The organism is Pseudomonas sp. TS_SC_3 (genome assembly GCF_056156225.1).
The window spans coordinates 849,862-874,954 of sequence record NZ_CM149586.1; the positions used below are offsets into that span (position 1 = coordinate 849,862).

The following is a 25,093-nucleotide window of genomic DNA, read 5'->3' on the forward strand; positions in this document are numbered from 1 at the left end:
GTAGATGACGGTTTACGCGATCATTGGCGGTACGGGTCTGACCAAGCTGGACGGTCTGACCATCAAGGCCGCGCTGCATATGGATACGCCCTATGGCGCGCCTTCTGCTTCGGTGCTCAAAGGCGACTATGCCGGCCGCGAAGTGCTGTTTCTCGCGCGTCACGGTCACCCGCACCGCATCCCGCCGCATCAGGTCAACTATCGCGCCAACCTGTGGGCGCTGCGTGAGGCGGGCGCCCAAGCCATTATCGCGGTGAATGCGGTCGGCGGTATTCATTCGGCCATGGGCACGGGGCACTTTTGCTTGCCACATCAGGTCATCGACTACACCTATGGGCGCGAGCACACCTACTTTGAGGGCGAGCTTGAGCATGTCACCCACGTGGATTTCAGCCATCCCTACGATGCAGGGTTGCGCACCAGGTTGACTCATGCGCTGACCGCCGAGTACTGCTCATTCAGCACCCATGGTGTGTACGGTTGTACCCAGGGGCCGCGCTTGGAAACCGTGGCTGAAATTGCAAGGATGGAACGTGATGGCTGCGATATCGTTGGCATGACTGGCATGCCAGAAACGGTGCTGGCCCGTGAGTTGGCCTTGCCGTATGCCTGCCTGGCGCTGGTGGTAAACCCGGCAGCGGGCAAGTCACGTGCGCTGATCACGATGGCGGAAATCGAGCGTGCGCTTGAAGAGGGTATGGGTACGGTCAAGGCTGTGTTGGCGAGGGTGCTGTCTAGCTAAGTGGATTTTTTTCAAAGAAAGGGCCGCATGATGCGGCCCTTTTTTATGCCCTTACAGCGGCCTGACCCGGATCAGCAAACCCAAGCTGCCGTTATCCACAAACGTCAGCTCAGCACTTTTCAGTCGGCTGCTTTGCTTGATGCGCTCGCTGTCAATCAAGGTGCCGCTGGTATCGAACTGGTTGACCCAGATGTCGCTGTCCAGCTCAATCAGGCGGCCGCCTTTGAGGCTGATGGTGCCTTCGACGGGATGGTGACCGAACTGCTCTGCGCCGGTGCTAATGGCGACGCGGCTGCTCGATTCACCCACGCTCTGTGTCCAGGCTTGATGCAGCAACACTTGGTAACCGCTGGATGGGTTGAGTTTTCCAGTTTCAGCATTGAGTGCGGGACTGATGCTGTTGCTGCTGTCCACTGGCAGCGCGCTCTGCGCCCAGTTGTCGGGCGGCAACTGACCGGCTGAGATCGGCTCGCCTGCCTGGCGGAAGACGATCACTTCAACTTGGTGCAGGCTGTCCGCCAGGGTGACCGTGCTGCCGAGCAGGCTCAGCAGAATAAGCGGTAGCAGGGCCAGGGTGTGGAGCGTGCGCATGGGGCGGTCCTTTACTGAGAGGGAGTTAGGCGCGCAAACAGCGCTTCCAGGGTATTGAATCGTTCTTCCGCGCGCTCCATCGGCACTTGGAATTTAAACATTGTTGCGCCTTCGAACTTGTAGCGGTTTGGCGCGCTTTGGATCAGTTTGATGAGCGTCAGCGGCTCGACGCAGGTGTCGGCGGTAAACTCGATACGCCCACCCTGAGGGCCGGCATCAACCTTTTTGATCCCAAGTTTTTCTGCCTGTAATTTCAGCAGAGTCATGCGCACCAAGTTTTTACTCGGCTCAGGCAGCAGGCCGAAGCGGTCGATCATCTCCACTTGCAGTTCTTTCAGGCCATCCTCGTCGGTGGCGTTGGCAATGCGTTTGTACATGATCAAGCGGGCGTGCACGTCCGGCAGGTAGTCGTCGGGAATCAACGCTGGCACGCGCAGGTTGATTTCCGGGCCGCCGCCCAGCGGCTGGTCGAGGTTGGGTTGCTCGCCCTTGCGGATGGATTTCACCGCGCGCTCGAGCATTTCCATATAGAGGGTAAAGCCCACCGCCTGAATCTGCCCACTTTGGCCGTCACCGAGCAGTTCGCCTGCACCGCGAATTTCCAGGTCATGGGTGGCCAGCAGGAAGCCTGCACCGAGATCCTGGGCGCCAGAAATAGCTTCCAGGCGCTTCTGCGCGTCATCCGTCATCTGCTTGCGTGGCGGCGTCAACAGGTAGGCGTAGGCCTGGTGGTGACTGCGGCCGACGCGGCCACGCAGCTGGTGCAGCTGCGCCAGGCCGAATTTGTCGGCCCGTTCAATGATGATGGTGTTGGCGCTGGGTACGTCGATGCCGGTTTCGATGATGGTCGAGGCAATCAGCACGTTGAAGCGTTTGTGATAGAAGTCGCCCATCACCTGTTCCAGCTCGCGCTCGCGCATCTGCCCGTGGCCAATGCCGATGCGGGCCTCCGGTACCAGTTCGGCAAGGTCGGCGGCGCATTTCTCGATGGTTTTTACGTCGTTGTGCAGGTAGTACACCTGGCCGCCGCGCAGCAGTTCACGCAGCAGCGCTTCCTTGATGGTCGGGTTGTTCTGCTCCATGACGAAGGTGCGTACCGACAGGCGACGCGCCGGCGGTGTGGCGATGATTGACAGGTCACGCATGCCCGCGACGGCCATGTTCAGGGTGCGCGGGATCGGGGTGGCGGTGAGGGTGAGAATATCGACTTCGCTGCGCAGAGTTTTCAGCTGTTCTTTCTGGCGCACGCCGAAGCGGTGTTCCTCGTCGATGATCACCAAGCCTAGGTTGTTGAATTTGACATCAGCCTGCAGCAGCTTGTGGGTGCCGATGACGATATCCACCTTGCCTTCAGCCAGTTGCTGCATGGCGTCGCTGACTTCGCGGGCCGACTTGAAGCGGCTCATCACCTCGACTTTTACCGGCCAGTCGGCGAAGCGGTCGCGGAAGCTGTTGTAGTGCTGTTGGGCGAGCAGGGTGGTCGGTACAAGCACTGCGACCTGCTTGCCGCCGTGCACCGCAATAAAGGCGGCGCGCATCGCTACTTCGGTTTTGCCGAAGCCGACATCGCCACATACCAGGCGGTCCATCGGTTTGGCGGAGAGCATGTCGCGGTACACCGCTTCGATGGCGGCTTGCTGATCAGGGGTTTCTTCGAAGGGGAAGCCGGCGCTAAAGGTGCTGTAGTCAGCCTTGGGGTCGGCAAAGGCATAGCCTTCGCGGGCCGCGCGGCGGGCATAGATGTCGAGCAGTTCAGCGGCCACATCACGCACCTGTTCGGCGGCTTTGCGTTTGGCTTTCTGCCAGATTTCTGAGCCCAGGCGGTGCATGGGCGCCAGGGCATCATCGCTGCCGGTGTAGCGGGCGATCAGGTGCAGGCTGGAGACCGGCACATACAGCTTGGCTTCTTCGGCGTACATCAGGGCGAGGAATTCGGCGGCTTGGCCATCAAACTCCATGGTCACCAGGCCCAGGTAGCGGCCGACGCCGTGGTCGATGTGCACCACCGGCGCGCCTTCGCGCAGCTCGGTAAGGTTTTTGATGACGTTATCGCCGCCATCGCGGGATTTTTCGCGGCGTCGGCGCTGCATGACGCGCTGACCAAACAGCGGGCTTTCCGCGACCAGAGCCAGGTCTTCTAGTAGCAGGCCGTCATCCAGCGGTGCGATGCAGATGCCCAAGCGCTCTTTGCTGGCGGTGAACGCGGGCCAGCTTTCGAATTCGTTGGGTTTCAGCTTGAGTCGGGCAAGCAGCTCTAGGAGTACTTCGCGGCGGCCGGCGGACTCGGCGCAGAACAGCACGCGGCCTGGGTATTCCTCGATAAAGCGCCGCAGCGCGGCCAGTGGTTCGCCGGCCTTGGCCTGGATCGCCAGGTCGGGGAGTGGCTTGGCGTTGAAGCGCAGGCGGCCGACACCTGCTTCGATGTCATCCTGGCTGACCACTACACGCGGCCAGTTTTTCAGGCGGGCGAAGCAGTCGTCCACCGGCAAGAAAATGTCGGCGGGTGGCAGCAGTGGCCGTTCCGGGTCTACGCGGCGATCTTCGTAGCGGCTGCGTGCATCCACCCAGAACTGCTCAGCGGCTTTCTCGATACCCGGTAGGGAAAATACCTGGGTGTCGGCAGGTAAATAATCGAAGAGGGTGGCGGTTTCTTCGAAGAAGAGTGGCAGGTAGTACTCAATGCCCGCAGGGGTGATGCCGGTGCTGAGGTCTTGGTAAATCGGGCAGCGACGGAAATCCACGTCAAAGCGTTCGCGAAAACGCCCGCGGAAATCGGTAACGGCTTTTTTCTCCAGCGGGAACTCACGCGCCGGCAGCAGCTTGATCGATTCAACTTTATCGATGGAGCGCTGGGTTTCCGGGTCAAAGGTGCGCAGCGTTTCAATTTCGTCATCGAACAGGTCGATGCGAAACGGCTGGTGGCTGCCCATCGGGAACAGATCAATCAACGCGCCGCGTACGGCGAATTCGCCATGCTCATACACCGTATCGACGCAGCGATAGCCTGCGGCTTCCAGGTTGGCGCGCATCTGGTTGACGTCGAGTTGCTGACCGACCTGCATGACCAGGCTGCTGCCGAGCAGGAAGCGCTTGGGTGCCAGGCGATGTAGGGCGGTGGTAATGGGCACTACTAAGACGCCGTGCTTCAGTTCCGGCAGGCGATAAAGCGCGGCAATCCGCTGAGAAATGATGTCCTGGTGCGGCGAAAACAAGTCGTAGGGCAGGGTTTCCCAGTCGGGGAAATGCAACACCGGCAAATCCGGAGCGAAGAAGCTCAGCTCCTCCTGCAGGCGTTCAGCACTCTGGCTGTCAGCGGTCAGCAGCAGGGTGAAGCGTTTGGCATCGCTGGCCGCTTCGGCAATCGCCAGGCTCAGCGCGGCTCCGGGCAGGTTGCCCCAATGTTGTTTGCCGGCGGTGGCCGGCAGGGACGGTAGGCGCAGTACGGACACAGGCGGCTCACGGTCATGGCACAAGGGCGCCGATTGTAACGGGCGTTTATGTGCGGTGTCAGTTTCGACAGTCGTGCATTGCTCATGTGTGGCTGCGCCGTCATAATGTAGCCCCTTTTTTCAGCCCCTACATGTGGAAGGTACTGCCCGTGACTCAGAAGCCCGACCAGTGTCTCGGTGAGTGGATCGATCGAGAAGCCCTTGCGGAAGCTATGATTCCGATGATTGGCCAACTCTACCGTAACAACAACGTGGTCACCTCGATCTACGGCCGTGGTTTGATCAACCGCTCGGTGATCGACATTCTTAAGGCCCACCGCTTCGCTCGTCACCGCTTGGCGGACGGCAGCGAATTGTCGGTGCACGATACCTTCCTGATCCTCAAGGCTATGAGCGAGCTCAAGCTGGGCGCCGCGTCTGTTGACCTGGGCAAGATGGTCAGCAAGTTCAAGACCGACGGTAAGGGTCGCAGCATTGAGCAGTTCGTCAAAGACGAGCTGGTTGAAGTGGTTGGCAAGCAGAGCAGCGAAGCCCGTGAAGGTACCGACGTGGTGCTCTACGGTTTCGGCCGTATTGGCCGTCTGCTGGCGCGCATCCTGATCGAGAAAACCGGTGGTGGCGACGGTCTGCGTCTGCGCGCCATTGTTGTGCGCAAAGGTGCAAGCAACGACCTGTCCAAGCGTGCCAGCCTGCTGCGCCGCGACTCGGTACACGGCCCGTTCGATGGCACCATCACCATTGATGAAGCCAGCAACACCATCACGGCCAACGGCAACCTGATTCAGGTGATTTACGCCAAAGACCCGAAAGAAGTCGACTACACCCAATACGGCATCAAGAACGCACTGTTGGTGGATAACACCGGTGTGTGGCGTGACGCCGACGGCTTGGGTCAGCATTTGACCTGCCCGGGTATTGACCGCGTGGTGCTGACTGCACCGGGCAAGGGTGCGCTGAAGAATATCGTGCACGGCGTTAACCATGCTGAGATCACTGCGGATGACAAAATCATCTCGGCAGCATCCTGCACCACCAATGCCATCGTGCCGATTCTCAAAGCAATCAATGACCAGTACGGCATTGCCAATGGTCATGTCGAGACCGTGCACTCGTACACCAACGACCAGAACCTGATCGACAACTTCCACAAAGGCGATCGCCGTGGTCGTTCGGCGCCGCTGAACATGGTTATCAGCGAAACGGGCGCGGCCACCGCTGCGGCTAAAGCGTTGCCGATGTTGAAGGGCAAGCTGACCGGCAACGCCATTCGCGTGCCGACGCCTAACGTGTCGATGGCCATTCTCAACCTCAACCTTGAGAAAGCCACCAGCCGTGATGAGGTCAACGAGTACCTGCGCCAGATGGCCATGCACTCTGACCTGCAAAAGCAGATCGACTTTGTTCAGTCGCAGGAAGTGGTGTCCACTGACTTCGTTGGCTCGCGTCATGCCGGTGTGGTCGATGCTGAGGCCACTATCTGCAACGATAACCGCGTGATTCTGTACGTCTGGTACGACAACGAGTTCGGTTACAGCTGTCAGGTGGTTCGCGTGATGGAAGACATGGCCGGGGTTAACGCGCCAGCTTTCCCGCGCTAAGTCTGGTTAGTAGATAAAAAATACGGGAGCTTCGGCTCCCGTTTTTTTATGGCTGGCCATTCTGCGGGCCGTTGTTGCGCGACGTTAAAAATGACTTCCGGTGATTGTTTATTGCCTGGAGTTAGTCGGCCAGCAAGCTGGCGCGCAGCTTATCTGACAAGCCTTCGGGAGCGAGCCAGATGCCCAAGTAGGCCTTGGCTAGGGCTGGGTTCTGGCTGGTGTGGGCGACCTTGCCATTCACCTCCAGCGTCAGGCCGCTGTCAGTATTGAAATTGAGGGCATAGCGATCGCCGGGGCGTATGTCACGAAAGGTGCCATGGAGTGCATCTAGCTCTGGGCGCAGGCGTTCAAGCGTGGCGGCGTCGTGCTGGCGTTCAAGTGCGACCCAGGCGGCTTTGATCACGTCTTGGCTGTCGATATCGCGAAAGTAGTAAAGCTCCAGGCGCTGCGTAAGTGGCTTGTCGACCGCTTTGCGGGCGCTGGTGGCGGCGGGGGCGTAAAAAGCTGCTGCGTATACATCGACCCATAGGTAATTCAGCACGCTCTGGTTCTTGCGCTCCAGGGTGCTCTGGGTCAGCGTATGGCTAGCGGGGAAGTTGGCTTCTTGCAGGCGTTCGCGGTTGCTGGCGAATAGCTCGCCACTGAGTAGCAGTAGGGTGGTAAGCGCTATTAGCAGGCGCATGGCAGAGCTCCGTTTAGTCTATTGGTCTTATGTCGCGCGCCTGGCTTCAGCAGTCAAGCCGCGATCTGTTGCCTTCTGTTACGTTTAACTGGATAAAAGCAAGCGCTTGGGTGGCCAGTGGCCGAGGGCGCGACTTATAATCGGCCAGATTTTTTCCGCGACCGACATCCTGCCCAGCGCCCACTCTGTTTCTGGCGTTGCGGTGCATCTTTTGCGTTGGTGTCGCCCGTATTCTAAAAAGCTTTTAAATCAGTGGTTAGGCAAACCTATGATCAAAATAAACCATGGGCTTGATTTGCCCATCACCGGCGTGCCGGTGCAGCGCATCGAGGCCGCAAGGCCAGTGCGTAGCGTCGCCGTCATAGGCTTCGATTATCACGGTATGAAACCTTCGATGGAGGTTCAGGTCGGTGACCGGGTCAAGCGTGGCCAGGTGCTGTTCTCGGACAAGAAATCGCCAGGCGTGCAATACACCGCTCCAGCTGCGGGCGTGATCAGCGCTATCCATCGCGGTGAGAAACGGGTGTTGCAGTCCGTGGTCATCGATGTTGAGGGCGATGAGTACATCACCTTTGATCACGTGGCCGTGGATCAGCTGGCGACTGTTGGCGATGCCAAAGTGCGTGAGGTGCTGCTGCAATCAGGGCTGTGGACCGCATTGCGGGCCCGTCCGTTCAGCAAGGTGCCGGCTGCTGACGCGCAGCCCAGCTCGATTTTCGTCACGGCCATTGATACCCATCCGCTGGCTGCCGATCCGGCGGTGGTGATTGCCGAGTACGCCGCTGACTTCACTAACGGCCTGCAAGTGCTGAGCAATCTGGCCAAGGTGTTTCTGTGCAAGGCCGAAGGTGCCAGCTTGCCTGGCGAGCAGCTGAGCAAGGTGCACACCGAAGCCTTTGCGGGTCCGCATCCGGCGGGCTTGGCGGGCACTCACATTCACTTCCTGGATCCGGTCAGCGCGAGCAAGAGCGTGTGGACGATTAACTATCAGGACGTGATTGCAGTCGGCAAACTGTTCACCACCGGGCAACTCTGGGCTGAGCGCGTTGTGGCGTTGGCCGGCCCTGTGGTCGAGCAACCGCGCTTGGTGCGCACCCGTCTTGGTGCCAGCCTCAGTGAGCTGACGGCCGGTGAGCTGCAGCCTGGGTTCAATCGGGTTATTTCCGGTTCGGTGCTGGGCGGTCGTACCGCGCACGGCGCGTTTGTCTTCCTCGGTCGCTATCACCTGCAGGTGTCTTGCCTGGCTGAGGGCAATGACCGGGAAATGATGCATTACCTGCGTGCTGGGGTGAACAAGCATTCGGTGATGAACATCTTCGTCTCCAAGCTCAATGCGGCGAAGAAGTTTGCCTTCTCCACCACTACCAACGGTAGCCCGCGCGCCATGGTGCCGGTCGGTAACTACGAAGCGGTTATGCCGCTGGATATCCTGCCGACGCAACTGCTGCGCTACCTGATCGTCGGGGACACCGAGATGGCTCAAAAACTCGGTTGCCTGGAACTGGATGAAGAAGACTTGGCGCTGTGCAGCTACGTGTGTGCGGGCAAGTATGAATACGGCCCGATCCTGCGCGATAACCTCGCGCGCATCGAGAAGGAGGGTTAAGTCATGGGTATCCGTGCATTCCTCGATAAAGTCGAGCACAACTTTGAGAAAGGCGGCAAATACGAGAAGTGGTATGCCCTCTATGAGGCCATCGACACCTTCTTCTATCGTCCTGGCAGCGTCACCAAAACCACTGCTCACGTGCGCGACGGTATCGACCTCAAGCGCATGATGATCACGGTGTGGCTGTGCACCTTCCCGGCCATGTTCTTTGGTATGTGGAACACCGGTTATCAGGCCAACCTGATCTTTGCTAACAGCCCTGATCTGCTGGCCGCTCAGGAAGGCTGGCGTTTCGCGCTGATTGGTTCGTTGGCTGGGTTTGACCCAAACAGCCTGTGGGATAACTTTATCCAGGGCGCTGCATATTTTCTGCCGGTCTATGCGGTGACGTTTATCGTCGGCGGCTTCTGGGAAGTACTGTTCGCCTCGATCCGTAAGCACGAAGTTAACGAAGGTTTCTTCGTCACCTCCGTACTGTTTGCCCTGATTCTGCCGCCGAGCATTCCGCTGTGGCAGGTCGCGCTGGGTATCAGCTTCGGCGTGGTGATCGGTAAAGAAGTGTTTGGCGGTACTGGCAAAAACTTCCTCAACCCAGCGCTGACGGGGCGTGCATTCCTGTTCTTCGCCTACCCGGCGCAGATGTCCGGTGACGCTGTGTGGACTGCGGTTGACGGATTTGCCGGCGCAACCTCGCTGAGCCTGGCGGCAGCGGGTGGCATTGAGAACGTGGTGAGCAATGGCATCACCTGGATGGATGCTTTTGTCGGCACCATTCACGGCTCCATGGGCGAAACCAGCACCCTGGCAATCCTGATTGGTGGCGGCATTCTGCTGATTACCAAGATTGCTTCCTGGCGAATTGTGACCGGCGTACTGCTGGGTATGATCGGCTTCAGCCTGCTGCTTAATCTGCTCGGTTCAAACACCAACCCGATGTTTGCCATGCCGTGGTACTGGCATCTGGTCGTCGGTGGTTTTGCCTTCGGCATGTTCTTCATGGCCACCGACCCGGTATCGTCGTCCATGACCAATACCGGTAAGTGGATTTTCGGTGCACTGATCGGCGTGATGGTGGTGATGATCCGTGTGATCAACCCGGCCTTCCCGGAAGGCATGATGCTGGCGATTCTGTTCGCCAACCTGTTTGCACCGCTGATCGACCACTTTGTCGTTCAAGCCAATATCAAGCGGAGGCTGGCACGTAATGTCTAGTCAAAAAGAATCCACCGTCCGTACCTTGGTGGTGGCCCTGTTGGTCTGCCTGGTGTGCTCGGTGTTTGTGGCAGGTGCAGCCATCGCGCTGAAACCGACGCAGGTGGAAAACCGCCAGCTGGATAAACAGCGCAGCATTCTGGCGATTGCCGGGCTGGGTGATGCCAGCATGAGCAGCGCGCAGGTCAAAGCGCTGTTCGCCGAACGCATCAGCGCGCGGATTGTTGACCTCGAAACGGGCACTTTCAGCGATGCGCAGAACCCCGCTACGTTTGATCCGCTTAAAGCGTCCAAGGATCCAAAGTTGTCGGCTGTGCTTGAAGGCTCTGACGATATCGCCTCGATCAAGCGCCGCGAGCGTTTCACCACTGTTTATCTGGTGGAGCAGGATGGCAAGCTGGAGACCGTGATTCTGCCCGTGCGTGGCTATGGCCTGTGGTCGACTCTGCACGGCTTTATGGCGCTGCAGGGTGACCTCAATACCGTTGCTGGTTTTGGCTTCTACCAGCATGCCGAGACCCCGGGTCTGGGCGGCGAAGTGGATAACCCAAAATGGAAAAGCCTGTGGCTGGGTAAGACCTTGTTTGATGACAAGGGTGACCTAGCGATCCAGATCATCAAGGGTAACGTCGATGCGCAAAGCGCGCAGGCGACTCACCAGGTCGACGGCCTGGCGGGTGCAACCCTGACCAGCAATGGTGTGAATAACTTGCTGCACTTCTGGCTGGGAGAGAACGGCTTCGCCCAGTTCCTCGCCAATCTGCAAAAAGGGGAGGCTTGATCATGTCGCAGCCGACTATTAAAGAAGTCCTGCTTAACCCGATTTTCAACAACAACCCGATTGGTTTGCAGATTCTGGGTATCTGTTCCGCCCTGGCGGTGACCTCGAACCTGAAAACCGCGCTGGTGATGTCGATTGCCTTGACGCTGGTAACCGGGTTTTCCAACCTGTTTATCTCGATGATTCGCAGCCAGATCCCCAGCTCCATCCGCATGATCGTGCAGATGGTGATCATCGCGTCCCTGGTGATCGTGGTCGATCAGGTGCTCAAGGCCTATGCCTTTAGTTTGTCTAAGCAGCTGTCAGTATTCGTTGGTCTGATCATCACCAACTGCATCGTGATGGGCCGCGCCGAAGCCTTTGCCATGCAGAACCCGCCCGTGCTGTCGTTCTTCGATGGTATCGGTAACGGCCTGGGCTACAGCGCCATGTTGATCGTGCTGGGTATCGTTCGTGAGCTGTTCGGTGCGGGCAAACTGATGGGCTACGAGATCATCCCGGTGATCAACGACGGTGGCTGGTACCAGCCTAACGGCATGCTGTTGCTGCCGCCTTCGGCGTTCTTCCTGATCGGTTTGTTTATCTGGGCACTGCGTAGCTGGAAAAAAGACCAGGTTGAGAAGCCAAGCTTCAAGATGGCTCCGCAGGTCTCGAACAAGGAGGCGTACTAATGGAGCATTACCTCAGCTTGCTGGCCAAGGCGGTGTTCGTTGAGAACATGGCGTTGGCCTTCTTCCTCGGCATGTGCACTTTTATCGCCATCTCGAAGAAAGTCGAGACGGCCATTGGCCTGGGTATCGCGGTTATCGTGGTGCAGGTTATTACTGTGCCGGCGAACAACCTGATCTACACCTACCTGCTGAAAGATGGTGCGCTGGCTTGGGCCGGTTTGCCGGAAGTGGACCTGAGCTTCCTTGGTCTGCTCAGCTACATCGGGGTGATTGCGGCCATCGTTCAGATCCTCGAAATGCTCTTGGATAAGTATGTCCCCAGCCTGTACAACGCTCTCGGCGTGTTCCTGCCGCTGATCACGGTGAACTGCGCCATCATGGGCGGTACCTTGTTCATGGTCGAACGTGACTACAACCTCGCGGAAAGTACCGTGTATGGCTTCGGTTCTGGTTTGTCTTGGGCACTGGCGATTGCTGCACTGGCGGGTATCCGCGAGAAACTCAAGTACAGCGACGTGCCTGCAGGCTTGCAGGGCCTGGGCATCACCTTTATCACCATCGGTCTGATGTCTCTGGGCTTTATGTCCTTCTCCGGCGTGCAGTTGTAAGGAAGGGGTGCATAGATGATTAATTTAGAGATTCTTATCGCCATCGGCATGTTCACCGGCATTGTGCTGGCGTTGGTGCTGGTCATTCTCGCGGCGCGCGCCAAGCTGGTTTCCAGCGGTGACGTGAGCATCGAGATCAACGGCGAAAAAACCATTGTGGTACCTGCGGGCGGCAAGTTGCTGCAGACCCTAGCGGCCAACAATATCTTCCTGTCGTCGGCGTGTGGCGGCGGTGGTACCTGCGCCCAGTGCAAGTGTGTGGTTGAGCATGGCGGCGGCGAAATGCTGCCGACCGAAGAGGCCGCTTTCACCCGTCGTGAAGCCAAGGCGGGCTGGCGTCTATCCTGCCAGACGCCGGTCAAGCAGGACATGAAGATCGAAGTGCCGGAAGAAGTCTTCGGTGTGAAGAAGTGGGAATGCACCGTTGAGTCCAACCCTAACGTGGCCACCTTCATCAAGGAGCTGACGCTGAAACTGCCGGAAGGTGAGAGCGTCGACTTCCGCGCCGGTGGTTACGTGCAGCTCGAGTGCCCGCCGCACGAAGTGCATTACAAGGACTTCGACATTCAGCCGGAATATCGCGGCGACTGGGACAAGTTCAACCAGTGGAAGTATGTATCTAAGGTCGAAGAGACCGTGATCCGCGCTTACTCCATGGCCAACTACCCGGAAGAAGTGGGCTTGGTGAAGTTCAATATCCGTATTGCTTCACCGCCACCGGGCAAGGACGATCTGCCGCCAGGCAAGATGAGTTCCTGGGTGTTCAGCCTCAAGCCGGGCGACAAGGTTACCGTGTACGGTCCATTCGGTGAGTTTTTCGCCAAAGACACCGACGCTGAGATGGTGTTTATCGGCGGGGGTGCTGGTATGGCACCGATGCGTTCGCACATCTTCGACCAGCTCAAGCGCTTGAAGTCGACCCGCAAGATCAGCTTCTGGTATGGCGCGCGCTCTATGCGTGAAGCCTTCTACGTTGAAGAATACGATCAGCTGCAGGCCGAGAACCCCAACTTCAAGTGGCACCTGGCGTTGTCTGATCCGCAGCCGGAAGACAATTGGACGGGTCTTAAGGGCTTTATCCACAACGTGCTGTATGAAAACTACCTCAAGGACCATCCGGCGCCTGAGGAGTGCGAGTTCTACATGTGCGGCCCGCCCATGATGAACGCCGCAGTGATCAAAATGCTGGTCGACTTGGGTGTGGAGGAGGAGAACATCCTGCTCGACGACTTCGGCGGTTAAGTATGAGTTATGCGGTACTACGGCCCGTTATCGCTGTCAGCTTGCTGGCAGCCCTAACGGGCTGCTGGTTTTCAGAGCCAGTAGAAGAGTTCAGCGGCCCGACTATGGGCAGCACTTACACGGTCAAATATGTGCGCAGCAAGGATTCGCCGAGCGTTGAATTACTCAAGCGCGAAACGGATGCAATCCTGGCTGAGGTTGACGTGCAGATGTCGACCTACCGTGATGATTCCGCTATTGAGCAATTCAACCAGGCTCCAGCGGGTACCTGTCAGGTCATGCCCGATGCTGTGCTGGAGCTGGTCGAGGCTGGGCGATTACTGCATGAGCAAAGCCAGGGTGCGTTAGATCTGACCCTGGAGCCGCTGCTCAATCTCTGGGGCTTTGGCCCCAAGGCACGCGCCGAAAAGGTGCCGACGGCTGAACAACTGGCCGCTGCGCGTGCGCGAATGGGCATGCAGTATTTGCGGCGTGACGGGCAGCAACTGTGCAAAGCGGTTGATGTCCAGGTCGACTTCAACAGCATTGCCGCCGGTTATGCCGTGGACACCCTCGTGCAGCGCTTTACCGAATTGGGCGTGACCAGCTACATGATTGAGGTCACCGGCGAGCTTAAAGCAGCGGGCAAAAAGCCCGATGGTCAGCCGTGGCGCATCGGCTTGGAAGCACCGCAGGACGGCCAGCGCGTCGCCCAGCGGGTGCTGGCGGTGGATGGTTACGGCATTTCCACCTCAGGTGATTACCGCAATTACTTCGAGGAAGAGGGCCAGCGCTATTCGCACACCCTTGATCCATTGACCGGTGCACCGATCACTCACAAGCTGGCGGCGGTAACTGTGGTGGATAAATCGACCCTGCGTGCTGACGGCTTGTCTACAGTGCTAATGGTGATGGGCACTGAGCGTGGCTTAGCATTTGCTGAACGCATGGGGATTGCAGCGTTTTTCGTGACCCGCGAAGGTGACGCCTTCGTCACACAGACAACTCAGGCTTTCGAGCAGCTATTTGCTGCAGGAGACGAGCAATGACGTTTTTAGTGGTGTTTCTGGTCATGGTGCTGGTAGTCGGCATGATGGCGGTGGGTGTGATCATGGGGCGCAAGCCCATCGCCGGTTCCTGCGGCGGTATCGCCAACCTGGGTATCGAGAAAGAGTGCTCGATCTGTGGTGGCAGCCGCGAGAAGTGCGAGGAGATCAACAGCGACCCACAAGGCAAAACCGAAGACCTGGCCTACGACGCGACCAAACGCTAGTCGTCTTGCGGTCGGCTAAACGGCTAGGCTTGCAGCTACGAATTGATTGTCAGGCTGCGCGTGCAGTGCTGGCCCTGCCGAGAGCGCGGTATAAGTGCTCCGGTGTGATCTGAAGGAGTAAACATGGCGGTCTACAACTACGACGTAGTGGTGCTGGGTTCCGGCCCTGCGGGTGAAGGCGCGGCAATGAACGCGGCCAAAGCCGGGCGCAAGGTGGCCGTGGTTGATAGCCGACGTGAAGTCGGCGGCAACTGCACTCATCTGGGCACCATTCCGTCCAAGGCGCTGCGCCATTCGGTGCGGCAGATCATGCAGTTCAACACCAACCCGATGTTCCGCCAGATCGGCGAGCCGCGCTGGTTCTCCTTCCCCGATGTGCTGAAAAGTGCCGAGCGGGTGATCGCCAAGCAAGTGAGCTCGCGCACGGGCTACTACGCGCGTAACCGCATCGACCTGTTTTTCGGCACCGGCAGTTTTGCTGATGATCACACCATCGAAGTGGTGTGCCCGAACGGCGTGGTGGAAACCCTGGTCGCCAAGCAGATCGTGATTGCCACCGGCTCGCGGCCTTATCGCCCTGTGGACGTGGACTTTCATCACTCGCGCATCTACGACAGCGACACCATTCTCAGCCTGGGCCATACCCCGCGGCGCATCATCATTTACGGCGCCGGGGTAATCGGTTCCGAATACGCATCGATCTTCAGTGGCTTGGGCGTGTTGGTTGATCTGATTGATAACCGTGACCAGCTGTTGAGCTTCCTCGATGCGGAAATTTCCGATGCGCTGAGTTACCACCTGCGCAATAACAACGTGCTGATCCGTCACAACGAGGAGTATGAGCGCGTTGAAGGGGTGGAAAACGGTGTGGTGCTGCACCTGAAATCCGGTAAGAAGATCAAGGCTGATGCGTTTCTCTGGTGCAATGGCCGTACCGGTAACACCGACCAATTGGGCTTGGAGAATATCGGCGTCAAGGTCAACAGCCGTGGGCAGATCGAAGTTGACCAGTCCTACTGCACGCAAGTCCCTAACGTTTATGCCGCGGGCGATGTAATCGGTTGGCCGAGCCTGGCCAGCGCGGCCGCTGACCAGGGGCGTTCAGCGGCTGGCAGCATTGTCGACAATGGCAGCTGGCGTTTTGTCGATGACGTGCCGACGGGCATCTACACCATTCCGGAAATCAGCTCGATTGGTAAGAATGAACGCGAACTGACCCAAGCCAAGATTCCCTACGAAGTCGGTAAAGCCTTCTTCAAGGGCATGGCGCGGGCGCAGATCTCCAATGAGCCGGTGGGTATGCTGAAAATCCTCTTCCACCGTGAAACGCTGGAAGTGCTGGGTGTGCACTGCTTTGGTTATCAGGCTTCAGAGATTGTGCATATCGGCCAGGCGATCATGAACCAGAAGGGTGAAGCCAACAGCATCAAGTACTTCGTCAACACCACCTTTAACTACCCAACCATGGCGGAAGCCTACCGGGTAGCAGCGTTCGACGGCCTTAATCGGCTTTTTTGAGCGGCTCCGGCCGGTGGCCTGAGCCGGTCGGGGAGAACCCGTTCAGCGACTCCCGCGACTGGCGATGGCCCAATCGTGAAAGTTTCTGATCAGGCTTAACGAAAAACCGGCCCTTGCGGCCGGTTTTTCGTTTCTGTAGCTGGGGCTATCCGGGAGGTTATTCCAGGGTCGCCACTGCCAGGCCGGGAAAGTCGGTGATGATGCTGTCTACACCGAAGTCTGCCAGGCGGCGCATCAGTGCCGGTTCGTTGACCGTCCACACCGAGACATGCAAACCGGCTTTCTGCGCTTTGAGCAGGCGCTCTGGGGTACACAGCGTCCAGTTCAGCGCGAGCAGATGACAGCCGTAGTGCTTGGCGACCTTCAGTGGGTCGAGCCAGGCATATTCAGCGACCAGCCCGCGTTGCAGGTGCGGCGTCAGGCGCTGTAAGGCGCCGAGCACTTCGCGGGAGCTGGAGGTGACGGTGACCTTATCCGTCAGTTTGTAGCGTTCGGCTAGTTCGGCAATCGCCTTGACCATGCGCGCCGAGCGAACCTTCGAGGCGCTTTTGACTTCCAGTTGCCAGTGCTCGAAATCGCAGTGCTGGAACAGCTCTTCCAGGCGTGGGATCGGGCAGGGCGTGACTGCGCCAGGGCCGCCTTTGCGTGCGTCATAGGTCACCAGTTCGGCGGCGTCATGCTCGACTACCTTGCCGCGGTGGCCGGTGGTGCGCTTTAGGGTCGGGTCGTGAATCACCATCAACTCGCCATCGCGCGACAGGTGCAGATCCAGCTCGCAGCGGCGTACGCCATGCTTCAGGCATTGCTGGAAGCTGGCCAGGGTGTTTTCCGGCACCTCGCCTTTGGCGCCGCGATGTCCATAGATGACTGTCACTGTTGCTCCTTGTCGGGCAGGGCGGCGCCGGGCTGATGATGACGCACGCTGTTGATTACGTGTTTGTGCTCGAAATAGATGCTGAACTCGCGGTAATCCCAGCGGGTGATCGGCGGGTTGCCGACGCTTGGGTGCTCTTCATCGGCTAGGCCGAAGCGCTCGAGCACCGCGCGCTGGGATTCACCAAGCTGCGGCAGCTGCAGCGTGCTGCCGCCTTGTTGGCCAATAGGGATTTGTAGGGTATCGGCGACAGTGCCGAGGGGCAGTAACAGGGCGATAAGCAGAAGCAGACGGGGCATGGCGGCTCACTATTACGGTTGCAGAGGCTGCTCGCGGGCTTGGCGACGCTCCAAGGCCTGGCGTTGCAGAATATGCCGAGCCAATAGCTGGCGTTGGGCGTCGCTGAGGGCTTCGAACTCTGCGCCAATTTCAAATTGCTGTGACGACAATGCTTGGCAATGCACCACCTTGGCCCGCAGCAGCAAGCCCAGTGCTTGTGGCATCAGCACCATTTTCAGCGCCAGGTGCGCGCCTTCGGCCACCGGCTGAGCGTTATTGAAACTCACGCCGCCCTCGGAGAGGCTGACCTTGCGTGGTGTACCAATGTCGCGCAGCAGGCTTTGCGCCATGGCCTGCCCGAGCAGGTCGATACGCTTGTTCATCACCTTGAGGTAATTGGCCAAAGTACGATCACGCTCGGTAATGTGCCGCAGCAGATGCTGCGACTCAAAGTCCATCAGGTGAAGATCGCTCAGCAGGTTGAATAGGGGTGAATTATCGTGGAGTTCATAACTGGGCAGGGCTTCGGGGCCCGACAGGAGGGTGAATTCCAGTGCGATCGTATCGTCGATACGATAGTATTCGCGGCGATCATCTTCATCTTGAGTCGGCATGGCGAACCCATGGCAGCAGTAGTGGTCAGAGTGTAAGGCTGCTCGCCAAGCCCCGCCACAAGGACGTTTCTTTTTCCCTCGAATCAGCCCCGACATGTTCAGACCTCTGTTCGTATTTATCGGCACGCGCTACACGCGGGCCAAGCGTCGCAACCACTTCGTATCCTTTATTTCCCTGACCTCGATGATCGGGCTTGCACTTGGTGTGCTGGTGATGATTTTGGTGCTGTCGGTGATGAACGGCTTCGACCATGAAATGCGCACCCGCGTGCTCGGCATGGTGCCGCACGCCACCGTCGAGAGCGCTACGCCGATCAAGGACTGGCGCAGCCTGGCCAACCAGGCGCAGAGCAACCCGCAGGTGCTCGCGGTTGCGCCCTTTAGCCAGATGCAGGGCCTGCTGACCAACGACGGCAAGGTGCAGAAAGTGCTGATCAATGCGGTCGATCCGCTGGAAGAAGCCAAGGTCTCGATCATCGGCAACTTCTTCAAGCAGGGCCGCCTGGAGGATCTGCAGCCCGGCGAGTTCGGCATGGTGCTGGGCGACAAGGCCGCGGCCAAACTCGGCGTCGACCTGGGTGACAAGGTCACCTTCGTCGCCCCGGAAGTCACGGTTACTCCTGCCGGCATGTTTCCGCGCCTCAAGCGCTTTACCGTGGTTGGTATCTTCCATGTCGGCGCTGGCGAGATCGACGGCCACTTAGCGCTGACTCATGTGCAGGATCTGGCTCGTTTGCAGCGTTGGCAGGTCGATCAGGTACAGGGCATTCGCCTGAAATTCGCCGACCTGTTCGAAGCCCCACGCACTGCCTGGGCGTTGGCGCAAACGCTCGGCGAGGGCGATTACTACGCCCGCGACTGGACCCGTACCCACGGCAACCTGTACCAGGCGATCCGCATGGAGAAGGCGATGATTGGCCTGTTGCTGCTACTGATCGTCGCGGTGGCAGCGTTCAATATCATCTCCACCCTGGTCATGGTGGTCACCGACAAGAAGGGCGATATCGCTATCCTGCGCACCCTGGGTGCGACGCCGCGGCAGATTATGGCGATCTTTATGGTCCAGGGCACGGTGATCGGCGTGTTCGGCACGGCGATTGGCGCGGTGCTGGGCTGTCTCGCGGCATTGAATATCAGCAGTGCGATTGCCGCGCTGGAAAGGCTGTTGGGGATCAAATTCCTCAATGCCGATGTGTATTTCATCGACTATCTGCCATCGCAGCTGATGCTGGCGGACGTGCTGCTGGTTTGCGGCGCGGCGTTGATTCTAAGTTTCTTCGCCACCCTGTATCCGGCCTGGCGCGCGGCGCGTACCCAGCCCGCGGAGGCTCTGCGTTATGAATGATCAGGCTATGAGTGATTCGGTTATGCAAGATCGTGCAGTGTTGAGCTGTCGCAACCTCGGTAAAAGCTACGACGAGGGCCCGCAATCGGTGGTGGTGCTGCAGGACCTGCAGCTGGAACTGCACCCTGGTGAGCGCGTGGCGATTGTTGGCAGCTCCGGCTCGGGCAAGAGCACCTTGCTGAATATGCTCGGCGGCCTGGATACGCCGAGCACCGGCAGCGTCTGGCTGGCTGGCGAGGAGTTGTCGGCGCTGAATGAAAAGCAGCGCGGCCTGCTGCGTAACCGCGCCCTGGGTTTCGTTTACCAGTTCCACCACCTGCTGCCGGAGTTCACCGCCCTGGAGAACGTGTGCATGCCGTTGTTGATTGGTCGCACGCCGATCAGTGAAGCGCGTCAGCGTGCCACCGCGCTGTTGGAGCGAGTTGGCCTCGGCCATCGCCTGGCGCATAAGCCGTCGGAGTTGTCCGGTGGTGAGCGTCAGCGTGTGGCGATTGCCCGTGCCCTGGTCAATCAGCCTGGCCTGGTGCTGCTCGATGAGCCCACTGGCAACCTCGATCATCACACTGCGCAAGGCATTCAGGACCTGATGAAGGAGCTGAGCAGCTCGTCGCAAACCGCCTTTCTGGTGGTGACCCACGACATGGCGCTGGCCCAGCAAATGGACCGCATCCTGCGTCTGGAAGACGGCAAGCTGGTGGCCGCCTGATGTTTCGTCCGCTGAGTATCTTTATCGGTATCCGCTATACCGGGGCCAAGCGGCGCAACCACTTTATTTCCTTTATCTCGATGACCTCGATGATCGGCCTGGCCTTGGGCGTGTTGGCCATGATCGTGGTGCTGTCGGTGATGAACGGTTTCCAGAAGGAAATGAGCACGCGCATCCTCGGTATGGTGCCGCACGCCAGCATCGCCGGGACGCAGCCGCTGGATAACTGGCAGCAGGTCGCTGCTGCAGCCAAAAAGAATCCGCAAGTAGTCGCGGCAGTGCCGTTTGCCGAGCTCGAAGGCATGCTTTCGGTGCGTGGCGCGATGCAGCCGGTTCAGCTGCACGGCGTCGATCCGGCGCTGGAACCGCAGGTGTCGATTATCGACAAGCATATGCAGCAGGGCCGCCTGAGCGATTTGCGTGAAGGTGAGTTCGGCGTAGTGCTGGGCGAGATCACCGCGCGGCGCTTCCAGCTGCGGGTGGGCGACAAGCTAGCGCTGATTGTGCCGGAGCTGAGCAGCGTGCCGGGCGGTATCAGCCCGCGCATGCAGCGCCTTAACGTAGTCGGCATCTTCAAGGTTGGCGCCGATCTGGACAGCTCGCTGGCGCTGATTCATGTCGCCGATGCAGCGCATATCCAGCGCATGCAGCCGGGCCAGGTGCAAAGCGTGCGGCTGAAATTGCAGGACCTGTATCAGGCGCCGCAAGTGGCCGCACAGATTGTCGGTGAGCTGGGCGCGGGTTACAGCTCCGCAGACTGGACCCTGACTCAGGGCAGCCTGTTCAGTGCGATGAAAATGGAAAAGACCATGATTGGTCTGTTGCTGCTGCTGATCGTCGCGGTGGCAGCCTTCAATATCATCGCCACGTTGATCATGGTGGTGGCGGACAAGGGCGCGGATATCGCCATCCTGCGCACCCTGGGCGCGACGCCGGGGCAGATCATGGGCGTCTTTATGGTGCAGGGCACCGTGATCGGCGTGGTCGGTACCCTGATCGGTGCGGTGCTGGGTATTCTCGCGGCGCTGAATGTCAGTCAGCTGGTGGGCTGGATCGAGCGCCTAAGCGGCCAGCAGGTGATGAGTTCGGACGTGTATTTCATCAGTAACCTGCCGTCGGAACTGCTGCTGTCTGACGTTCTGCTGATTTGTGGCGCGGCGTTCAGCTTGAGCTTTTTGGCCACCGTCTACCCGTCCTGGCGGGCCGCGCAGATTCAGCCGGCCGATGCGCTGCGTTACGAATAAACCACGCTCATAGATGCAGAAAAGCCGTTACTGAGTAACGGTTTTTTTGTGTCAGTGCTGAGCGTTTTGTTGGCGACGCTTTTCTTGGCGCTTACGCCAGCTATGCTGCACCCACCAGCGCCAGTAAGCGTTGGTGCCGAAATAGCCGATTGCAGCAAACAGCAAACCGAGCGCCAGAGAACCCAGATACAGCGGCTGCCAATGGGTTTGCAGCACATGGCCGACCCAGCCGAGGGTAATGTGATCGGGCATTTGCAGCGTGGGCGTGTTCATCAGCCAGGCGCCGAACTTGTAGCTGCAATAAAACACGGGGGGCATGGTGATCGGGTTGGTCAGCCAAACCAGACCAATTGAGATGGGCAGATTGGCCCTAGCCGGAATGGCGACTGCGGCAGCGGCGGCCATTTGCATGGGCATCGGGATCATCGCCCAGAACAGACCAATGGCCATGGCGCGCGAAACGGAATGACGGTTGAGGTGCCAGAGGTTGGGGTCGTGAATCACGTTGCCCAGAAAGCGCAGGGATTTATTATCCTTGATCCGGTCTGGGTGAGGCATGTAGCGCTTGAATAAACGACGCGGCATGAAGGCTCTCTGGCAGATAAAAGCGCCGACATTATGCATCCATTGCCGCCAGCCTGCTTTCACAGTTTGTGACAGCAAGTATTTAACGATGCATCAGTAGGTTAAATGCTCTAGTCGACTCATGGAGCGAGTCTATGCGTTTAGGGATATTGGCGTTGGTGGCCGGGCTGCTGACGTTACGCTTTCTTCCGGTCTTGCCTCCGTTGTGGCTGTTGGGACTTTTACCCATAGTCGGCTTGATGCTGTTGCCGTTTCGCACCTACCCCATCGCTCTGTTTCTGTTCGGTTTCAGCTGGGCCTGTGTGTCGGCGCAGTGGGCGTTGGATGATCGCCTGGCGAAACCGTTAGACTCTCGCACGCTCTGGCTGCAAGGGCAGGTGGTTGGCCTGCCTGAGGTGGGTGAGGAGGCCGTGCGTTTTCAGTTGGAACAGGTGGTTTCACGCCGCGATGCATTGCCCGCGCGTTTGCGCCTGTCCTGGTACGGCGGGCAGCCGGTACGTGCGGGTGAAACCTGGCGCTTAGCGGTTCGCCTCAAACGCCCACATGGCTTGGTCAATCCGCAGGCCTTTGATTACGAAGCCTGGCTGTTGGCGCAGCGCATTGGCGCCACGGGCATGGTGAAAAGTGGCGAGTTGATCGCGCCTGCCAGCGGCTCCGGTGCCTGGCGTGACCGTTTACGGCAGCACCTATTGGCGACGCCTGCGCATGGTCGTGAGGGGGCGCTGGCAGCTTTGGTGTTGGGCGATGGTTCGGGGTTATCAACGGCGGACTGGCAGGTGTTGCAAAACACCGGCACGGTGCACCTGATGGTGATTTCTGGCCAGCATATCGGCCTGCTGGCCGCGTTTCTCTATGCGCTAGTGGCTGGGTTGGCGCGTTTCGGTTTTTGGCCGCGCAGCTGGCCCTGGCTGCCCTGGGCCTGTGGATTGGCTTTTGTTGGGGCATTGGCTTACGGCCTGCTGGCAGGTTTTGAAGTGCCGGTGCAGCGCGCCTGCGTCATGGTCGGCCTAGTGCTGCTGTGGCGCTGGCGCTTTCGTCATCTGGGCGTGTGGTTGCCCTTGCTGCTGGCACTGCTTGCAGTGCTGTTGCTGGAGCCGCTGGCTAGTTTGCAGCCAGGTTTCTGGTTGTCCTTCGGGGCGGTGATGTTGTTAGTTCTGATCTTCAGCGGTCGGCTGGGTGCATGGCCTTGGTGGGTCACTCTGCTGCGCGCGCAGTGGGCCATGGCCATTGGTTTGCTGCCGTTGATGCTGGCGCTTGGCTTGCCAGTGAGTGCCAGTGGACCGGTTGCTAATCTAGTCGCCGTGCCTGTGATCGGCCTGCTGGTGGTGCCACTGGCATTACTTGGCACGTTGTTGCTGCCTTTGCCTGGGGTGGGGGCTACGCTGCTCGGTGGTGCAGGGTGGCTGCTGGATGTGTTGTTTGCAGTGCTGAGTCAATTATCCCTGTGGCTACCGGCCTGGTTGCCCAGTGTGCTGCCTTTCTGGGCCTGGCTGCTGGTGGCGCTTGGCGCGCTGGTACTGCTTCTACCCGCCGCCTTGCCGATGCGCAGTTTGGGCGTACTACTGCTGTTGCCTTTGTTGTACAGCCCGCAGCAGCGTCCAGAATATGCGCGGGCCGAAGTGTGGATGCTGGATGTCGGTCAGGGCTTGGCGGTGCTGGTGCGTACGCACACGCATGACTTGCTGTATGACGCCGGACCGCGCTTTGGCGAGTTCGATACCGGCGAGCGCGTGGTCGTGCCGTCCTTGCGTGCGTTGGATGTACGTGGGCTTGATCTGCTGGTGCTCAGTCATGCCGATAACGATCATGCCGGCGGCGCTGTTGCAATCACACGTGGGCTACCCGTTCGGCAAGTGCTCAGCGGTGAGCCCGATAAATTGCCAGGTTCACTCCAGGTTGAGGCCTGCACTCAGCAGCGCTGGCAATGGGACGGTGTGCAGTTCAGCACTTGGCGCTGGGAAAATGCGAGCGATGGTAATCAAGCGTCCTGCGTGATGCGTATTCAGGCTAATGGCGAAAGCCTATGGCTGACTGGGGATATCGACAGTCGCGCCGAGCGGGCGTTGCTCGCCAGCACATTGCCTATGTCGGCGCGCTGGCTACTGGCTCCGCACCATGGCAGTCGCAGTTCATCGTCAGCGGCGTTTTTGGCACAGGTTCAGCCAGCGTTTGTTTTGATTTCTCGCAGTGCCCATAACGCCTTTGGCCACCCGCATGCCGAGGTCATGAGGCGTTACCAGGCGATTGCGGCGCAGCCCTACGACACAGCCCGGCATGGCGCAGTGCGGATTCGTTTAGGCGCGTTTGAGTCCGCGCAAGGTTTGCGTGATCACGCACGTTTTTGGCGGGAAAAATGAGCGCTGGAGCGGTCGGCGAGGCCGCGACCCTATGCTAGAGTGGCGCCACTTTTGTGAAGGGGATCTGCCACCGTGTGGGAACTGGTTAAAGCTGGCGGCTGGATGATGCTGCCGATCATTCTGTGTTCTATCGCTGCGGCCGGCATCATTGCCGAGCGCCTGTGGACGCTGCGGCCGAGCCGCATCACCCCACCCAACCTGCTCGGTCAGGTATGGAAATGGATCAAAGAGAAAAAACTCACTAACCAGAAACTCAAGGAGCTGCGCGCCAACTCGCCGTTGGGGCAGATCCTCGCCGCTGGCCTGGCCAACTCCAAACATGGTCGCGAGATCATGAAAGAGTGCATTCAGGAAGCTGCCGCACGGGTGATTCACGATCTGGAGCGTTACCTGAATGCCCTGGGCACCATCGCCGGTATCGCGCCGCTGCTGGGTTTGCTCGGTACGGTGCTGGGCATGATCGAAATCTTCAGCTCCTTTATGGGCTCGGGCATGGCCAATGCGTCCTTGCTGGCGGGCGGTATTTCCAAGGCGCTGATCACTACGGCGGCGGGTCTGATGGTGGCCATTCCGGCACTGTTCTTCCACCGTTACCTGCAACGCCGCATTGATGAGCTGGTGGTCGGTATGGAGCAGGAGGCGATTCGCCTGGTGGAAGTGGTGCAGGGCGACCGTGACGTCGATATGGGCGAGGACAAGGCGTGAAATTCCGGCGCAAACCGCGGGAGAACGTCGAAATCAACCTGGCCTCGTTGATCGACGTGGTGTTTATCCTGCTGCTGTTCTTCGTGGTCACCACCACCTTTACCCGTGAGACCCAGCTCAAGGTCGATCTACCGGAGGCCGCCACTGGCACGCCGCCGGAGCAGACCGAACTGAAGCAACTGGAAATCCTGATTGCCGCCGATGGCAGCTACTCGCTGAATGCCAAACAGTTGCTGAAAAGCGATCTGCAAAGCCTGATGGCAGCGCTGCAGAAGGAATCGGAAGGTGATAACAGCCTGCCGCTGATCATCAGCGCCGATGCCAAGGCCCAGCATCAGGCGGTGATTACCGCCATGGATGCGGCCGGCAAGCTGGGTTTTGCCCACCTGCGCATGACCACCATCGAGGCGCAAGCCGCGCCTTGAGGGT

24 protein-coding genes are annotated in these 25,093 nt (G+C 59.1%); 17 read left to right on the forward strand and 7 right to left on the reverse strand.

Features of this window, described 5'->3' with window-relative positions; translation table 11 throughout:
- Positions 1-4 precede the first annotated feature (4 nt).
- Positions 5-742: an S-methyl-5'-thioinosine phosphorylase gene (locus AC0J6G_RS04125; RefSeq protein ID WP_475251559.1), complete on the forward strand. Its 738-nt coding sequence runs from the start codon at positions 5-7 to the stop codon at positions 740-742.
- Between the two features lie 51 nt (positions 743-793).
- Here AC0J6G_RS04125 and AC0J6G_RS04130 read toward each other — a convergent pair whose 3' ends face one another.
- Both AC0J6G_RS04130 and mfd read right to left on the reverse strand, forming a co-directional pair.
- Complete coding sequence (locus tag AC0J6G_RS04130; RefSeq protein ID WP_475251561.1) at positions 794-1,333, reverse strand: CsiV family protein; 540 nt, start codon at positions 1,331-1,333, stop codon at positions 794-796.
- Positions 1,334-1,344: 11 nt separating this feature from the next.
- Complete coding sequence (gene mfd / locus AC0J6G_RS04135; protein ID WP_475251563.1) at positions 1,345-4,782, reverse strand: transcription-repair coupling factor; 3,438 nt, start codon at positions 4,780-4,782, stop codon at positions 1,345-1,347.
- A 131-nt stretch (positions 4,783-4,913) separates the two neighbouring features.
- Between mfd and AC0J6G_RS04140 the strand changes: the two genes are divergently transcribed.
- Positions 4,914-6,380 (forward strand): glyceraldehyde-3-phosphate dehydrogenase, encoded by a 1,467-nt coding sequence (locus AC0J6G_RS04140; RefSeq protein WP_475251565.1) that lies wholly within the window; start codon positions 4,914-4,916, stop codon positions 6,378-6,380.
- A 121-nt stretch (positions 6,381-6,501) separates the two neighbouring features.
- Here the strand turns inward: AC0J6G_RS04140 and AC0J6G_RS04145 are convergent, their stop codons facing one another.
- Positions 6,502-7,062: a chalcone isomerase family protein gene (locus tag AC0J6G_RS04145; RefSeq protein ID WP_475251567.1), complete on the reverse strand. Its 561-nt coding sequence runs from the start codon at positions 7,060-7,062 to the stop codon at positions 6,502-6,504.
- Positions 7,063-7,330: 268 nt separating this feature from the next.
- Here AC0J6G_RS04145 and AC0J6G_RS04150 point away from each other — a divergent pair, with 268 nt between their 5' ends.
- From AC0J6G_RS04150 to sthA, 9 genes are all read left to right on the forward strand, one after another.
- The gene (locus AC0J6G_RS04150; protein WP_475251569.1) at positions 7,331-8,668 is read left to right on the forward strand and encodes a Na(+)-translocating NADH-quinone reductase subunit A; all 1,338 of its coding nucleotides are present in this window, start codon (positions 7,331-7,333) and stop codon (positions 8,666-8,668) included.
- A gap of 3 nt (positions 8,669-8,671) precedes the next feature.
- Positions 8,672-9,883, forward strand: coding sequence for an NADH:ubiquinone reductase (Na(+)-transporting) subunit B (locus tag AC0J6G_RS04155; RefSeq protein ID WP_475251571.1), 1,212 nt, complete (start codon positions 8,672-8,674; stop codon positions 9,881-9,883).
- Positions 9,876-10,664 carry a Na(+)-translocating NADH-quinone reductase subunit C gene (locus AC0J6G_RS04160; RefSeq protein WP_475251573.1) on the forward strand — a complete coding sequence of 263 codons (789 nt, stop codon included), beginning with the start codon at positions 9,876-9,878 and terminating at the stop codon, positions 10,662-10,664. Before AC0J6G_RS04155 ends, AC0J6G_RS04160 begins: the two co-directional genes overlap by 8 nt.
- Positions 10,661-11,335, forward strand: coding sequence for an NADH:ubiquinone reductase (Na(+)-transporting) subunit D (locus tag AC0J6G_RS04165; RefSeq protein WP_475251575.1), 675 nt, complete (start codon positions 10,661-10,663; stop codon positions 11,333-11,335). Before AC0J6G_RS04160 ends, AC0J6G_RS04165 begins: the two co-directional genes overlap by 4 nt.
- The gene (gene nqrE, locus AC0J6G_RS04170; protein ID WP_090238197.1) at positions 11,335-11,943 is read left to right on the forward strand and encodes an NADH:ubiquinone reductase (Na(+)-transporting) subunit E; all 609 of its coding nucleotides are present in this window, start codon (positions 11,335-11,337) and stop codon (positions 11,941-11,943) included. Before AC0J6G_RS04165 ends, nqrE begins: the two co-directional genes overlap by 1 nt.
- Before the next feature lie 15 nt (positions 11,944-11,958).
- The gene (gene nqrF, locus AC0J6G_RS04175) at positions 11,959-13,185 is read left to right on the forward strand and encodes an NADH:ubiquinone reductase (Na(+)-transporting) subunit F (RefSeq protein WP_475251578.1); all 1,227 of its coding nucleotides are present in this window, start codon (positions 11,959-11,961) and stop codon (positions 13,183-13,185) included.
- A gap of 2 nt (positions 13,186-13,187) precedes the next feature.
- Positions 13,188-14,213: an FAD:protein FMN transferase gene (locus AC0J6G_RS04180; RefSeq protein ID WP_475251580.1), complete on the forward strand. Its 1,026-nt coding sequence runs from the start codon at positions 13,188-13,190 to the stop codon at positions 14,211-14,213.
- Positions 14,210-14,437 (forward strand): (Na+)-NQR maturation NqrM, encoded by a 228-nt coding sequence (gene nqrM / locus AC0J6G_RS04185; protein ID WP_167141192.1) that lies wholly within the window; start codon positions 14,210-14,212, stop codon positions 14,435-14,437. Before AC0J6G_RS04180 ends, nqrM begins: the two co-directional genes overlap by 4 nt.
- Before the next feature lie 123 nt (positions 14,438-14,560).
- Positions 14,561-15,955 (forward strand): Si-specific NAD(P)(+) transhydrogenase, encoded by a 1,395-nt coding sequence (sthA, locus tag AC0J6G_RS04190; protein ID WP_475251582.1) that lies wholly within the window; start codon positions 14,561-14,563, stop codon positions 15,953-15,955.
- 157 nt (positions 15,956-16,112) lie between these two features.
- On the opposite strand, the gene AC0J6G_RS04195 is transcribed toward sthA, so the two are convergent.
- From AC0J6G_RS04195 to AC0J6G_RS04205, 3 genes are read right to left on the reverse strand one after another with little or no spacing between them, the layout of a single operon-like run.
- Complete coding sequence (locus AC0J6G_RS04195; protein WP_311088596.1) at positions 16,113-16,829, reverse strand: glycerophosphodiester phosphodiesterase; 717 nt, start codon at positions 16,827-16,829, stop codon at positions 16,113-16,115.
- A complete protein-coding gene (locus AC0J6G_RS04200; protein ID WP_475251585.1) occupies positions 16,826-17,128 on the reverse strand; it encodes a phosphodiesterase in 303 nt (100 codons plus the stop codon). Before AC0J6G_RS04200 ends, AC0J6G_RS04195 begins: the two co-directional genes overlap by 4 nt.
- 12 nt (positions 17,129-17,140) lie before the next feature.
- On the reverse strand, positions 17,141-17,722 hold the full coding sequence (locus AC0J6G_RS04205; protein ID WP_475251587.1) for a PilZ domain-containing protein: 582 nt from the start codon (positions 17,720-17,722) through the stop codon (positions 17,141-17,143).
- A 94-nt stretch (positions 17,723-17,816) separates the two neighbouring features.
- On the opposite strand from AC0J6G_RS04205, the gene AC0J6G_RS04210 reads away from it, so the two are divergent.
- Genes AC0J6G_RS04210 through AC0J6G_RS04220 form a run of 3 tightly spaced genes read left to right on the forward strand, consistent with a single transcriptional unit; the run spans position 17,817 to position 21,017 of the window.
- Positions 17,817-19,067, forward strand: coding sequence for a lipoprotein-releasing ABC transporter permease subunit (locus AC0J6G_RS04210; protein ID WP_475251589.1), 1,251 nt, complete (start codon positions 17,817-17,819; stop codon positions 19,065-19,067).
- A gap of 22 nt (positions 19,068-19,089) precedes the next feature.
- The gene (gene lolD / locus AC0J6G_RS04215) at positions 19,090-19,773 is read left to right on the forward strand and encodes a lipoprotein-releasing ABC transporter ATP-binding protein LolD (protein ID WP_170049072.1); all 684 of its coding nucleotides are present in this window, start codon (positions 19,090-19,092) and stop codon (positions 19,771-19,773) included.
- Positions 19,773-21,017 (forward strand): lipoprotein-releasing ABC transporter permease subunit, encoded by a 1,245-nt coding sequence (locus AC0J6G_RS04220; protein ID WP_475251591.1) that lies wholly within the window; start codon positions 19,773-19,775, stop codon positions 21,015-21,017. The genes lolD and AC0J6G_RS04220 overlap by 1 nt, the downstream gene beginning before the upstream one ends.
- 51 nt (positions 21,018-21,068) lie before the next feature.
- On the opposite strand, the gene AC0J6G_RS04225 is transcribed toward AC0J6G_RS04220, so the two are convergent.
- On the reverse strand, positions 21,069-21,602 hold the full coding sequence (locus AC0J6G_RS04225; protein WP_475251593.1) for a DUF2062 domain-containing protein: 534 nt from the start codon (positions 21,600-21,602) through the stop codon (positions 21,069-21,071).
- Between the two features lie 134 nt (positions 21,603-21,736).
- Between AC0J6G_RS04225 and AC0J6G_RS04230 the strand changes: the two genes are divergently transcribed.
- From AC0J6G_RS04230 to AC0J6G_RS04240, 3 genes are all read left to right on the forward strand, one after another.
- Entirely contained in the window at positions 21,737-23,959 is a 2,223-nt protein-coding gene (locus AC0J6G_RS04230) for a DNA internalization-related competence protein ComEC/Rec2 (protein WP_475251595.1), read from the forward strand.
- 72 nt (positions 23,960-24,031) lie between these two features.
- Entirely contained in the window at positions 24,032-24,664 is a 633-nt protein-coding gene (locus tag AC0J6G_RS04235; RefSeq protein WP_475251597.1) for a MotA/TolQ/ExbB proton channel family protein, read from the forward strand.
- Positions 24,661-25,089 (forward strand): ExbD/TolR family protein, encoded by a 429-nt coding sequence (locus AC0J6G_RS04240; RefSeq protein WP_339409735.1) that lies wholly within the window; start codon positions 24,661-24,663, stop codon positions 25,087-25,089. Before AC0J6G_RS04235 ends, AC0J6G_RS04240 begins: the two co-directional genes overlap by 4 nt.
- Positions 25,090-25,093 lie beyond the last annotated feature (4 nt).

What these genes read in the sequence shown, in the direction of transcription:
- AC0J6G_RS04125 (WP_475251559.1), top strand. Translation starts at nt 5, where the DNA reads ATGACGGTTTACGCGATCATTGGCGGTACGGGTCTGACCAAGCTGGAC.
- AC0J6G_RS04130 (WP_475251561.1), bottom strand. Translation starts at nt 1,333, where the DNA reads ATGCGCACGCTCCACACCCTGGCCCTGCTACCGCTTATTCTGCTGAGC.
- AC0J6G_RS04140 (WP_475251565.1), top strand. Translation starts at nt 4,914, where the DNA reads ATGTGGAAGGTACTGCCCGTGACTCAGAAGCCCGACCAGTGTCTCGGT.
- AC0J6G_RS04145 (WP_475251567.1), bottom strand. Translation starts at nt 7,062, where the DNA reads ATGCGCCTGCTAATAGCGCTTACCACCCTACTGCTACTCAGTGGCGAG.
- AC0J6G_RS04150 (WP_475251569.1), top strand. Translation starts at nt 7,331, where the DNA reads ATGATCAAAATAAACCATGGGCTTGATTTGCCCATCACCGGCGTGCCG.
- AC0J6G_RS04155 (WP_475251571.1), top strand. Translation starts at nt 8,672, where the DNA reads ATGGGTATCCGTGCATTCCTCGATAAAGTCGAGCACAACTTTGAGAAA.
- AC0J6G_RS04160 (WP_475251573.1), top strand. Translation starts at nt 9,876, where the DNA reads ATGTCTAGTCAAAAAGAATCCACCGTCCGTACCTTGGTGGTGGCCCTG.
- nqrE (WP_090238197.1), top strand. Translation starts at nt 11,335, where the DNA reads ATGGAGCATTACCTCAGCTTGCTGGCCAAGGCGGTGTTCGTTGAGAAC.
- nqrF (WP_475251578.1), top strand. Translation starts at nt 11,959, where the DNA reads ATGATTAATTTAGAGATTCTTATCGCCATCGGCATGTTCACCGGCATT.
- AC0J6G_RS04180 (WP_475251580.1), top strand. Translation starts at nt 13,188, where the DNA reads ATGAGTTATGCGGTACTACGGCCCGTTATCGCTGTCAGCTTGCTGGCA.
- nqrM (WP_167141192.1), top strand. Translation starts at nt 14,210, where the DNA reads ATGACGTTTTTAGTGGTGTTTCTGGTCATGGTGCTGGTAGTCGGCATG.
- sthA (WP_475251582.1), top strand. Translation starts at nt 14,561, where the DNA reads ATGGCGGTCTACAACTACGACGTAGTGGTGCTGGGTTCCGGCCCTGCG.
- AC0J6G_RS04200 (WP_475251585.1), bottom strand. Translation starts at nt 17,128, where the DNA reads ATGCCCCGTCTGCTTCTGCTTATCGCCCTGTTACTGCCCCTCGGCACT.
- AC0J6G_RS04205 (WP_475251587.1), bottom strand. Translation starts at nt 17,722, where the DNA reads ATGCCGACTCAAGATGAAGATGATCGCCGCGAATACTATCGTATCGAC.
- AC0J6G_RS04210 (WP_475251589.1), top strand. Translation starts at nt 17,817, where the DNA reads ATGTTCAGACCTCTGTTCGTATTTATCGGCACGCGCTACACGCGGGCC.
- lolD (WP_170049072.1), top strand. Translation starts at nt 19,090, where the DNA reads ATGCAAGATCGTGCAGTGTTGAGCTGTCGCAACCTCGGTAAAAGCTAC.
- AC0J6G_RS04220 (WP_475251591.1), top strand. Translation starts at nt 19,773, where the DNA reads ATGTTTCGTCCGCTGAGTATCTTTATCGGTATCCGCTATACCGGGGCC.
- AC0J6G_RS04225 (WP_475251593.1), bottom strand. Translation starts at nt 21,602, where the DNA reads ATGCCGCGTCGTTTATTCAAGCGCTACATGCCTCACCCAGACCGGATC.
- AC0J6G_RS04230 (WP_475251595.1), top strand. Translation starts at nt 21,737, where the DNA reads ATGCGTTTAGGGATATTGGCGTTGGTGGCCGGGCTGCTGACGTTACGC.